This window comes from Calditerrivibrio sp., assembly GCA_026415135.1.
Taxonomy (GTDB): Bacteria; Chrysiogenota; Deferribacteres; order Deferribacterales; family Calditerrivibrionaceae; genus Calditerrivibrio.
In genome coordinates this window covers 1-12,031 of sequence record JAOAHS010000036.1, presented here as the reverse complement: position 1 = coordinate 12,031, position 12,031 = coordinate 1, and the positions used below count along the sequence as shown (strand labels likewise).

Sequence of the window (12,031 nt, the reverse complement as noted above, 5' to 3'; positions counted from 1 at the left end):
TGCTGGTCTTCTACCGAAAGAGAAATGGTAAGGTATTGAACCTATGTTATTGGAATAAACAAAATATGCTCTTTCTACATGTAAGTTATCATCCGTAGGAACCTGAGCAGAGTTAGAATCCATATTCATACTTCCCATAGTCCCATTGAAGAAACGGAATGGAGTAGTATCACCATAGGTCTTATACATTGTCAGACGACCAGTAAAGGAAAGATTCTCGTTTACTTTACTACTTAGTCTAACACGGAGTTTATTGGTTAACATAAAGTCATTGTTGGTATCGTATTTTTTAGGTTTCACTGAGTTAAACATTTGATAAACAGCGTTGGATTGTTGTTGAGATAACGTTCTCGAAGACAATAATTGTGTCCAATAATTCATAGTAGCCATTTCGGTAGCATTCAACCCATCCATTGGATTTATATTCATCATCTGCATTAGTCCCATACCGTACTTTTGCATAAAAACATCATTCCAGCCATCTTGCCCAGGAGCCATAGACATCATATTAAACTGGTCCCACTTACCACTTCCTGCGCCAGTAGTGCTTGCCAAACTATTTCCCAACCATAAACTCATCATATCACTTGCAAAAGCTGGAAGACCTCTTACATCTTTATACTGAGTACTATCAAGCCTTGTAGTAAACTCAATCCCCAGACTCACCTTATCAGTCACAGTATGCTGCTGAACTTTGCCCATGTCTTTGGACAATTCGTCCACCTTTTTTTGCAGTTCTGCTATTTGAGCCTTAAGAGCCGAAAGATCTACATCTTGAGCTGATGCTAATGTTGTCCCACAAAGGAGACCTGCTGCTAAAAGTGCCACTAACTTTTTCATAATGCCTCCATAAGTTTTATTAATAAACTACTCTTAAAAGGGCTTTAAAACCCAGCACAAAAACCTTTCTTTACACAAAACAAAAATTGTCATATATAAATATAACAATATATAGTTTATAAAAAACCTTTCAATTTCATAAAAATAAAATCATGGAGCAGGCTACACCTGCCCCCTAAAAATTCTAACCACATGTTTCTGGCTGATCAGAATCCATTGCATGGTCACGCAAATACTGGAAGATATTTTCAGCATTTGCCTTCTTACCATTTTTCTTGACACAATCATCTATTTTTCCTTTTAGAGCATCCCACTGCTTCTGGGTCTTAGAAGTTGGGCTAAGTGCAGGTACACCTGCTTTAGAACCGTCGTGACAAACAGTCCTACATTCACCCTTCCATTCTCTCTTACCTTTCCTTGCATCACCAGCAGCAAAAGCCACAGATACAGCTATAATAGCTATTAAAGCTACTAAGAAAATTTTTTTCATAATAATACCTCCTTTTTAGGCAGATCTTGCCTTCTATTATGTATTTTTTCATTACTATATTCGGATTTTATAATATATTCAGAACAAAAAAAACCAATCAAAAAATCTACATAAAAATTATCTTCCATCTTCTACACACCTTCTGAAAGAATAAAAACTCTTATCTCATTTTTTGCTTATTATATTCATTTTTTTTCATTTGTAAAGAGTTTTTTGTATACAATATACAGTTCTGAAATATTAGTCGTAAATCATAAAGTATGTAAAATACACATCCTTTATAATTTCCTTTCCATAATAATTATTTAGTGTCTTCTTAATCTTAAGCTTGAGTTCTTCTTTACCAGCATTCGTCCTCACATCTTTACTATCAGAAAGGGCTTCTGATATCATAGCTGTAATCCTTTTTCTATCCTCCTCTACAATTATTGCTGACTTTTTATCACTGATCTCAAGATACAGATTCAGATTAACAGTTTATAATCCCCTGATGAAGTATTTATTACTATTCCATCTACTTTCACCTTAGGATTGTTATAAGGTTTGAATTCCACAGAAAACTTCTCTTTATAGATAATAAAAATTATAAACACTATTATAGCAAATATACCCAACAGTTGAAATACTATCCTCATAGGTCCCTCTAATTAATTCTAAAGAAAACTTTGATTTTAATCAACAAAAAAAGCCCCCTTTCGGGGGCAGAATATTAATATCCTCTTTCGAGGAGCATCCTTCTTATACCCACTATAGCTTTTGTTGGGTTTAACTGCTTTGGACAAGCCTCAACACAGTTGTAAATTGTGTGGCATCTCCACACACCATTTTTATCATTAAGAATAGGCAGCCTTTCATCTGCACCTTCGTCCCTCGAATCGATCAAATATCTGTAAGCTCTAAGAAACGCATTAGGTCCCAAATACTTTTCATCAACCCAATAAGAAGGACATGAAGAGGAACAGCATCCACAAAGAATACACTCATATAGCCCATCCAAAAGCTTTCTATCTTCTGGTGACTGATAAAACTCTTTATCAGGTGCTGGGCTCTTTCTTATGAGATATGGCTTCACTGTAATAAATTTCTGGAAGAAATCATCTACATCTGTCACCAAGTCTCTTATAACTTTCATCCCGGGCAGTGGCTGAATTACTATATGATCAGTTCCCAAATCCTCTATCTTTGTCATGCAGGATAACATATTCACACCATTTACATTAAGGCCGTCAGATCCACACACACCTTCACGGCATGATCTTCGGAAACTCAATGTAGGATCTATCTCCCATTTAACTTGATTAAGACCCTCGAGCAAAAGCATACCGTTTCTTCTAATTTCCACCTTATAAGTCTGATAGTATGGTTCTTTATCCTTTTCTGGATCGTATCTGAATATTTCAAAAGTAACAAATTTATTTGTACTCATCATTTCCTCCCTTTAATATACTCTTGGTTTAAGTGGGAAAGATTCCACAGTGAGAGGCTTCATACGAACAGGTCTGTAATCTACTTTAATATTCCCATCACCATCCAGTGTAACTTCGGTATGCTTATGGAAGTTTACATCATCCCTTTCAGGATAATCCTCACGAGCATGACCTCCTCTTGACTCTTTTCTAAGGAGCGCCGCTTCTGTAAGAGCCTGAGATACCAATACCATGTTATTTAACTCAAGGGCTTCGATGAGCTCAAGGTTATACACTGTGGATTTATCGTTAACCCTATAATCTTCTAACTGTTGCTTTAATTCAGCTAAAATACCTTTGGCAGTGGTCATTGTTTCTTCTGTTCTAAACACGCCGACATAAGCTTCCATAGTCTCTGTTAATTTCTTATACATCGGACCAAAGGTATTTTTACCATTTGAATTTAAGAACTTTTGAAGTAGCTCTATCCCCTCTTTACCAGCATTTTCAGCAAGAGGTACAAAACCATTTTCCTTAGCATATTTTGCAGACTGCTCACCAGCTGTCCTACCAAAAACAACAAGATCAAGAAGTGAATTTGTACCAAGCCTGTTAGCACCATGTACAGAAGCAGAAGCTATTTCACCAGCAGCAAAGAACCCAGGCACAGTCTCCTCTGGATTAGGTCCTACGCCCTTGATAACCTGAGTGAGATAGTTAGTAGGTATACCACCATTCTGATAATGGGCAGTTGGCATAACAGGGATAGGCTCTTTGGTACAATCCACACCTGCAAACACAAGAGCAAGCTCATGAATACCAGGAAGTTTCTCATGTATTGCCTCAGCACCTATATGATCTATCTTAAGTAACACGTGATCTTTGTTTGGCCCCACACCACGACCTGCAAGTACCTCTTTTACCATCGATCTCGAAACAATATCTCTTGGAGCAAGGTCTTTGATGGTTGGCGCATATCTTTCCATAAACCTTTCACCCTGAGCATTCAAAAGGATACCACCTTCACCTCTGACACCTTCAGTGATAAGGTTACCTGCGCCATAAATACCAGTCGGATGGAACTGGATAAACTCTGCGTCAGACCATGAAAAACCCTTCCTAAGAGCAAGGGCTAAACCATCGCCGGTATTTATATGAGCATTGGAATTTGTTTTGAAGATCCTACAGCAACCACCCGTAGCAAAAACAACAGCCTTTGCATGGAAAAGATGGAAACCACCGTTTTTGATGTCCCAGCAAAGAACACCATTTACTGCGCCCTCATTAGTAAGCAGCTCAACAGCATAAAACTCGCTGAAAAACTGCGTCTTTTGGGCAACAGCTTTTTCAAAAAGGGTTTGAAGCATTACATGCCCAGTTCTATCTGCAGCATAACATGCCCTTTTTACAGGTCTTTTACCAAACTCCGCAGTATGTCCACCAAAAGGTCTCTGGGCTATTTTACCATCCGGAGTCCTACTAAAAGGCACACCAATATGCTCAAGCTCAATTATATACTGAGGCGCCAATCTTGTCATATATTCGCAAGCATCCTGATCCGCAAGGTAGTCACTACCTTTTACAGTATCATACATGTGCCAGATCCAGTGATCTTCCTCCAGGTTACCCAATGCTGCAGAGATACCACCCTGAGCAGAAATCGTGTGGCTTCTTGTAGGATAAACCTCTGATATTACAGCAGTGCTGACATATTGAGATGCCACCTGAGCTGCATTAAGCCCAGCACCACCAGCACCCAATACAACCACATCAAACTTATGATATTCTACTTTTACAGACATAACTTTTTACCTCTCCTTAAATTTTATAGTCCAGATACGATTTTAAGAGCTAAAACTGCCGCCGTAACACCTACTATCCAGTATACGGCAAGAATTATAGCTCTCCAGATGGTTGATGATACATAATCATCAGTGATCATCTTAAACCCATTCATAGTATGGAAAATACCAAAAGCAAAAAGAGGACCCAACACTATGCTTTTAAGACCCCACTGACCTGATTTTATCATAGAAAAGAAATGTATAGCAATAACCACTATTAGTATAACACCAGATATTCTTTGCAAAAGCCACTCAAAAAGTCCAGAATCGCTGGAACCGTTAAATTTATATCCCTTCATCATAACCTAACCTCCTAAGAAAACAAAGGAATAGCACCAATTATGGTGACTACTATAGTAAGAAGTATCACTACCATGAACTGCTTTGAGAAAACCTCTCTTTCTGCCCCATTTGAAAAGTCGATCAAGACTATCCTAAAACCATTGAAAGCATGATAAGCAAAAGCCACCAACACAATAATCCTGGCAAAAGCATTACCCGTCAAAGCTCCAAACCAATCTGCATAACCTGCTTTGCTAAAAATGTGAAGAATAAGATACAGACCTAAAATTACTCCTGTAATGCGATGAAGAAGCCATGCCGTCATCCCGGTATGCTTCCTGTAGGATACCTTTTTGGGATAGGTCACCAAATCTTTTCTTGGCATTTTACACCCCTTATATTTTATTTTACAAACATTGTTAAAAATCTTTTAGGACAAAAATAACAAAAAAAAAATTTTTTGTCAACGATTCTGTATACAATATACAAAATATTTTTTGGATTAGTAAGAACAGATTGAATCTATATCTACATACTATCAAATATATCAATAAAAAAACTATACTTTCATAAAAGAAACTTTGTTTTATAAAATAAAAATTACTATTCTAACAACAGTATCACCCTTTCTAAGGATACATTTGCCTGTGCTAACAAGGCTGATGAACTTCTAAGCCTCATCTGATTTGCTACATTATCTGCTATCCTTTGGATAACAAGCTTATTCTCATATTCCTGCCTGGTAACATTCTTAGTCTTTTCGAGATTCTCAATATAATTTTCAAGGGTTTTAATACTTGCATTTAGACTATTCACAGTATAATAGATATCCGAAACAGAATTACCAATCTTTGATGTCGAAAAAGGATCAGTGTTACTCTTCGTTGGAGATGGTGCAATGTTATCTGATTTTTGAGGACCTTTGATGTCCTGCAGAATAAAGCTTTTACTCTCTATCTTTACCATGACGCACCTTCACGGTACATCCATGTAGAGTTTTGGCTTCCCTGCCCTCATCTATTCGGACAAAACTTAAAAAACTTTAGCTATTTTTAAAAAATTACTTTCGTAACGATCTCTTCAAGACTATCTCTACCATCGATCTTTATAATCCTCTTACCATCTATAACAGCAGCCGGGGGGTTTATAATACCATACTTTTCAGGAACAGGCACTTCGTTTGTATCAAAAAGATCTACTTTGACATTTTTGCCAAATTTATATTTTATATTTTCAGCTATCTCTGGTGTTTCTTTGTCAATATTTGCATTGTAATAAATCTCTATCTTTACCATATACACCTCCTATTTTTATTATAACATAACAGTAATAAAATTCGAACAAAAAATAAGGGGGCCAAGCCCCCTTTCAAAACTTTTTTTGACCTTCTTAAAGTTTTATACTCTCTGTCTTTTTCACAATGGTCACCTTACCAGCTTCAAACTTTATCTCGATAGCTCCGTAATATTGGCTATTGAACATCTCCCTTAGCATCTCATACAATTTTGTTAGTTGAGATTTTTCTACTGTATTGTTTTGTTCTTGTTTTTTAACTAAAGCTGCCATAGTATCCTCCATAGTAGTTTTTTAAATATCTTTTAAAAACTATTTAAGAAGCTGAAGAGCCATCTGTGGAATCTGGTTAGCCTGTGCCAACATAGCCATACCAGACTGACCAAGAATCTGGAATCTTGTAAAAGTAGCCATCTCTTCAGCAACATCAAGGTCACGTATCCTCGATTCAGAGGCAGTCATATTCTCCTTAGCCACTGTCAGGTTTGCAATGGTATGTTCAAGTCTGTTTATCTGGGCACCTATTGTTGCCCTGATGGTCACCACCTGACTTAGAGCATTATCAATATCAGGTATAGCTCTCTGGGCTAATGTCTGGGATACAAGGTACACATTTTCGATCCCAAGACCTTTAACATCTAGCTGTGGAATAGATACAGACAATGTCTGCCCCTGATTTGGACCGATCTGAAGATCTGTTGCATTATCAACTACATGGAGGAAATACTTCTGTGTAGAAGCATTGTCATTTTCTTTAAATTTCAAACTATTATTAGTTGTATCCCAATATGCAGAAACATTTGCCCTCGAATCAACCACAAGTTCTATACCCTTTATAACACCATTTACTCTATCATTACCTGTTTCATCTGTGCCTATAAGATCTCCAGTGTGGGCATTTTTCACTGTAACCAATGTGGTGTTATTAACAGATTTCTGTATCTCAGCAAGGGAAAGGGCATTCAAAAGCCTCTGATCCCCACTAAAAGCTATTTCACCTTGCTCTCCAGCAAGAGCAGTTTGAATAATAAAGGTACCCTTCACACTACGATTACCCGTACCTGATGGGTCAGAGATATAATCCACAAGATGGGAATTTACAAGGGAATTATCTGATCCAAGTCCAAGTTGATTAACTATCGCATTTGTGAGTTTTTCCTCAAAATCGGCTATGGTATCATCCGCCTCAAGGTATATAACAGCACTTTTACCACCACCCCAAATTGTGAGCTCCTGCTTGTTGTCAAAAAGGTTGTTACCATCGGCATCTATAAACCTTGCTATATCTTTTAGTTTAGTAGTAGTAGTCGCAGCTTCACCAGCACCATTTATAGCAAATAAGAAGTCACCACCAACAGTAGAAGCATAAGTTGCAGTATTACCAGAAGGCATATCTTTGAAGCCCATTGTTATACTGCCAATATCAATATTACCATTCTGCTGGTTCAATGAGACATAAGTTATAGTTACATCATTATAATCTGGTAAGCCGTCAGTATCTTTCTTGGTAAGTTCTCCTTCATTAAAAAATATTCTTGGCCCTGTTATACTATTGGGTCCTCCTGATATCTGCACTGTCCCACCACCAGAAATGGCTACAGAAGCTGCAGCTGTAGCTGTTCTCGAAATAGCAAAAAGCACCTTATCCCCAGCCTGCACCTTTCCACCTGAGGAGATATCAAACGAAACACTCAAAGCTATACTACCACTACCACTGTAGCTTAATGTCATACTTGCAGATACATTACCATCATTACCAGCTCCTAATGTAAAGTATGACCAATTACCTACAAAACCTGTCTTTGCATCTATAAATCTTGCTCTTGCACCATTGTTTTTGGCAGTTGTTGTTGCTGTTGTTGCTGTAGCTAAAAATTCAAATTCTATATAGCCAGACCTACCCTGAGTATTGAGAGATGCTCCAGAAGAAAAAACAAAAGCAGAACCCACTTGCTGATACATTGAAAGGGTTGCAAAAGAAGAGGTTGAACCATTTGCAGTACCTATTGTTACAGTATAATATGCCGTACCAGTTCTCGCAATTGTTTTAGGATCCTTTACATAAGCCACATTAGTATCGTTACCGTTAAAATCACCAGCTGCAGAATGGACCTTGTTACCAACAATTTCGGCACCGATAACACCTTCTCGCAAGGTCATAATATCAGTTTTAAATACTTGATTCTGACCTATTTTGTTTGCCTTAAGACTAATTTCATAGTTACCTTCAGCTACATTACCCCTGATGATGGCGCTTATTTTGTTGCTACTTGAAGACCAAAGAGCTGTACCATCACCGTTTAACAATTTCTTGGTGTTAAACTCAGTAGCAGCAGAGATTCTGTTGATTTCTGCTTTGAGTTGTTCCACCTCTTTTTGGAGTTCCACACGGTCGTTTGAGGTATAAGTACCGTTTGCTGCCTGTACAGCCAGTTCCCTCATTCTTTGAAGCATAGAAGAAACTTCTTCCAAAGCACCTTCAGCGGTTTGTAACATAGAGATACCATCTTGGGCATTCATTATAGCCCTTTTCAAACCACTGATTTGACCCCTTAACTTTTCAGAGATCGCCATACCAGAAGCATCATCAGATGCATGATTGATCCTGAGGCCTGAAGACAGCCTCTCAAGAGACTTCCCCAACATGGAGTTGGTAGAGGTGATATGTCTTTGGGCATTCAAAGACATAAGGTTGTTGTAAATTGACACTGCCATATAATCCTCCTTGATTCTTTCAATAGAGGTTTTCTCTATTTTTCAGGCGCTTCCTTGCGTCCTGAGCTTAGTATCGGAAAAACAAAAAGCAACTTTAGCAATTTTTTAAAAAATTTTTCATATAAGGGCTCAAAGGTGCTTCAAAACTGATCTCTCTACTTTTTGAGGGATGTTTAAAACGAAGGAAATATGCTTGCAATGTCAGTCTCTTATCTTCTAATCTTTCCCCATATAAAAAATCCTGTAGCAGTGGAAACCCCAATGCCCTTAGATGAACCCTGATCTGGTGAGCCCTACCTGTCAAAGGAACAACTTTTAAAAAGGATCTATCAGAAAACTTTTCTAACACAAAAAAGGACGTTATTGCTTTTCTTCCACTTTTGAAATTTATTTTATATCTTCCATGATAGTTGACTTTTGAAATGGGTAACATACAGGTAACATCATAAGGGAAACTCCCCTTTACAAGGGCGTAATACTCCTTATAAACTTCCCCCTTTTCAAACTGCATAGATAAATCTCTATGAGCCAACTCATTTTTAGCAAATACCACAAGCCCACCCGTACCAAAATCAAGTCTATGGACAACAAATATTTTTTTATAACGTTCCAACAACAAACCCTTTAGGTGCGGCAACTTATCATCGTATCTATCAGGTATCACCAAAACACCATGTATCTTGTTCAAGACTATAATATCATTGTCCTCAAAAACAATATCGTAAAAATTATTGTTCATATGCATACAATCTCAAACATAGATAGAATCGACATAACCCTTAAACTCATCAAAACTAACTTGTCGTTTTACAATCTCAGTCCCAATAACAAATCCATCAGCAAAAGCTAAAACCTCATCCACATCCCCTCTACTCTTTATACCAAAACCCACGATGACCTTCTTTTTAGTGTACCCCTTTATCTCTTGATATTTTTTCCTGATATCATCACTTTTAAAATTCACATTGCCACCTGTAATCCCCCTTATACCAATAAAATAAACAAAGTCACCAGATAGTTGATCAAGTAAAACTAGATCCTCATCCCTTGACTCAGGGGTGGCAAAAGGCACTATTGGAATGGTAAACCCATGCTCTTTAAAAAAGGTATGGCCCCTATTTGGGAGATCTGCCACTATCACTCCCTCTAAAACATTACCAAACCTCTCACTAAACCTATTAAACCCATAGCTAAAAATTACATTTGAGTATGTCATAAAATATATCTTTTTACTCACCTTTTCCAAAACTATCTCATCCAGAGAATACCCCCTCTCAGCTACTTCATCAGAAGCCCTTGCAATGACAGGACCATCTGCCACTGGATCATTAAAAGGCAGACCTACTTCTATGAAATCAACCTTTGAATCTAAGAGATACTGGAACTCTTTTTTAAAAAGCTCTTCAGTAGGATAATTATAAAGTATATAAGCACCTTTCATATAATACCCCTATCTTTTTCGTACTCCGATACTATCCCCATATCCTTGTCCCCTCTACCTGAAATCAATACCAGAACAGTGCTATCCTTAAACTTCTTATGTTCCTTGATAAAATAACCCACTGCATGACTTGATTCCAGTGCTGGAAGAATACCCTCATGTTTTGTAAGAGCATAAAACCCCTCCATCGCTTCATCATCTGTAACAGAATCATACTTTACCCTACCAATAGAATGTAGATAAGCATGCTCTGGCCCAATTCCCGGATAGTCAAGTCCAGCAGATATAGAATGCACTGGAGCTATCTGACCACCATCTTTCTGAACAACATAGCTAAGACTACCCTGAAAGATCCCCTTTGCTCCCGCATTTATCGACATGGCATGGTCACCTATTTTATGGGATCTACCCCCAGCCTCAACACCTATCAGATTAACCCTTTCTATATCCAGAAAACCCTTAAAAATACCGATAGCATTACTACCTCCACCAACACAAGCTATCACATAATCTGGATAAGAAAGTGAATTAGTCTCAAAAAATCCCCTTGATTCCTTTCCTATCACCGACTGGAAATAAGCCACCATTGTAGGAAATGGATGTGGCCCCAGAGCCGAACCGATGATGTAATGGGTATTGTCCACATTCATTATCCAATCCCTCAAAGCTGCACTTACAGCGTCTTTCAATGTTCTACTACCTTCATCCACCACTCTTACTTCAGCCCCCAAAAGCCTCATCCTGCGTACATTTATCTCTTGTCTCTGGGCATCGAGCTTTCCCATGTAAATGGTACACTTAAGTCCCAAAAGTGCAGCAACAGTAGCAGTAGCTACTCCATGCTGTCCAGCGCCAGTTTCGGCTATCACCCTTTTCTTACCAATATATTTTGTGAGAAGACCCTGTCCAATAGTATTGTTTATCTTATGGGCGCCTGTATGTAAAAGATCCTCCCTTTTTAAATAAAGTTTACACCCATATAAGTTAGACATATTTTTAGCAAAATAGGTAGGAGTAGGCCTTCCTGCATAACTTTGCAAAAGATAATTCAATTCTTTGTTAAAGTATTCATCATTTTTCAACCTCAAAAAGGCTTCCTCTAATTGATCAAGGGCAGGTATAAGCGTCTCCGCCACAAACTGACCTCCAAACTCACCAAAAAAACCCTTCATATCGCCTCCAAAGAACTACACTTTTTTATAAAGTCTTCCATAAGTCTCCAATCCTTCTTTCCGGGCGCTATCTCCACACCGCTGGAAACATCTACGCCAAAAGGTTCAAACTTGATAATTATATCTAAGATATTATCTGAATTTAAGCCTCCAGCCAAAATAGTCTTATCCCTTATGGCAAAAAACCAATCTGGTATCTCACTTAAAATACCTTTCCCTTTACTCTTATCAAAAATATACATACTATTTTCTTTAGTGGGCTTATCATCAATGGATAAAATCAAAGTAGGTTTCTCCAGATACTCTTCGATCTGTATAAAATCAAAAAAAGGTTCGACAGCTTTTACCTCATCATATCTTATACCAACAGCAACAGTTTTTATTCTGCCTTTTGCATACTCTGCCAATTCTACCCCTTTTTCAAGCCCAACAAACCTTTTGCTAAAAGGATAAAACACCACACCAATAGCAGAAAATCCAAGATCTACAGCCCAATCCACCTGTTCTTTCTCCGTCAAACCACACACCTTAACAAACATCTTTTACCC

The 12,031-nt window shown here is 37.9% G+C and carries 16 protein-coding genes; all 16 read right to left on the bottom strand.

Going from position 1 to position 12,031, the window contains the following annotated elements; translation table 11 throughout:
• Positions 1–840, bottom strand: an 840-nt coding sequence (locus N3C60_06985; GenBank protein ID MCX8084643.1) for a DUF3373 domain-containing protein, incomplete at its 3' end; no start/stop codon positions are given.
• Positions 841–1,024: 184 nt separating this feature from the next.
• Complete coding sequence (locus tag N3C60_06980; protein ID MCX8084642.1) at positions 1,025–1,330, bottom strand: cytochrome c; 306 nt, start codon at positions 1,328–1,330, stop codon at positions 1,025–1,027.
• A 240-nt stretch (positions 1,331–1,570) separates the two neighbouring features.
• Entirely contained in the window at positions 1,571–1,732 is a 162-nt protein-coding gene (locus N3C60_06975; protein MCX8084641.1) for a flagellar basal body-associated FliL family protein, read from the bottom strand.
• A 62-nt stretch (positions 1,733–1,794) separates the two neighbouring features.
• Positions 1,795–1,965 carry a hypothetical protein gene (locus N3C60_06970; GenBank protein MCX8084640.1) on the bottom strand — a complete coding sequence of 57 codons (171 nt, stop codon included), beginning with the start codon at positions 1,963–1,965 and terminating at the stop codon, positions 1,795–1,797.
• A 74-nt stretch (positions 1,966–2,039) separates the two neighbouring features.
• On the bottom strand, positions 2,040–2,756 hold the full coding sequence (locus N3C60_06965) for a succinate dehydrogenase iron-sulfur subunit (protein ID MCX8084639.1): 717 nt from the start codon (positions 2,754–2,756) through the stop codon (positions 2,040–2,042).
• A gap of 12 nt (positions 2,757–2,768) precedes the next feature.
• Positions 2,769–4,538 carry a succinate dehydrogenase flavoprotein subunit gene (gene sdhA, locus N3C60_06960; protein ID MCX8084638.1) on the bottom strand — a complete coding sequence of 590 codons (1,770 nt, stop codon included), beginning with the start codon at positions 4,536–4,538 and terminating at the stop codon, positions 2,769–2,771.
• 23 nt (positions 4,539–4,561) lie between these two features.
• Positions 4,562–4,882: a succinate dehydrogenase gene (locus N3C60_06955; GenBank protein ID MCX8084637.1), complete on the bottom strand. Its 321-nt coding sequence runs from the start codon at positions 4,880–4,882 to the stop codon at positions 4,562–4,564.
• Between the two features lie 11 nt (positions 4,883–4,893).
• Positions 4,894–5,247 (bottom strand): succinate dehydrogenase, encoded by a 354-nt coding sequence (locus N3C60_06950; GenBank protein MCX8084636.1) that lies wholly within the window; start codon positions 5,245–5,247, stop codon positions 4,894–4,896.
• A gap of 218 nt (positions 5,248–5,465) precedes the next feature.
• On the bottom strand, positions 5,466–5,828 hold the full coding sequence (locus N3C60_06945) for a hypothetical protein (GenBank protein MCX8084635.1): 363 nt from the start codon (positions 5,826–5,828) through the stop codon (positions 5,466–5,468).
• Positions 5,829–5,914: 86 nt separating this feature from the next.
• Positions 5,915–6,157: a hypothetical protein gene (locus N3C60_06940; protein MCX8084634.1), complete on the bottom strand. Its 243-nt coding sequence runs from the start codon at positions 6,155–6,157 to the stop codon at positions 5,915–5,917.
• 94 nt (positions 6,158–6,251) lie between these two features.
• Positions 6,252–6,428 (bottom strand): hypothetical protein, encoded by a 177-nt coding sequence (locus N3C60_06935; protein ID MCX8084633.1) that lies wholly within the window; start codon positions 6,426–6,428, stop codon positions 6,252–6,254.
• Positions 6,429–6,467: 39 nt separating this feature from the next.
• A complete protein-coding gene (locus tag N3C60_06930) occupies positions 6,468–8,870 on the bottom strand; it encodes a flagellin (GenBank protein ID MCX8084632.1) in 2,403 nt (800 codons plus the stop codon).
• A 94-nt stretch (positions 8,871–8,964) separates the two neighbouring features.
• On the bottom strand, positions 8,965–9,609 hold the full coding sequence (locus tag N3C60_06925; protein MCX8084631.1) for a pseudouridine synthase: 645 nt from the start codon (positions 9,607–9,609) through the stop codon (positions 8,965–8,967).
• Positions 9,610–9,621: 12 nt separating this feature from the next.
• Positions 9,622–10,311 carry a tryptophan synthase subunit alpha gene (trpA, locus tag N3C60_06920; protein MCX8084630.1) on the bottom strand — a complete coding sequence of 230 codons (690 nt, stop codon included), beginning with the start codon at positions 10,309–10,311 and terminating at the stop codon, positions 9,622–9,624.
• Positions 10,308–11,483: a tryptophan synthase subunit beta gene (gene trpB, locus N3C60_06915; protein ID MCX8084629.1), complete on the bottom strand. Its 1,176-nt coding sequence runs from the start codon at positions 11,481–11,483 to the stop codon at positions 10,308–10,310. Before trpB ends, trpA begins: the two co-directional genes overlap by 4 nt.
• The gene (locus tag N3C60_06910) at positions 11,480–12,022 is read right to left on the bottom strand and encodes a phosphoribosylanthranilate isomerase (protein ID MCX8084628.1); all 543 of its coding nucleotides are present in this window, start codon (positions 12,020–12,022) and stop codon (positions 11,480–11,482) included. The genes trpB and N3C60_06910 overlap by 4 nt, the downstream gene beginning before the upstream one ends.
• Positions 12,023–12,031 lie beyond the last annotated feature (9 nt).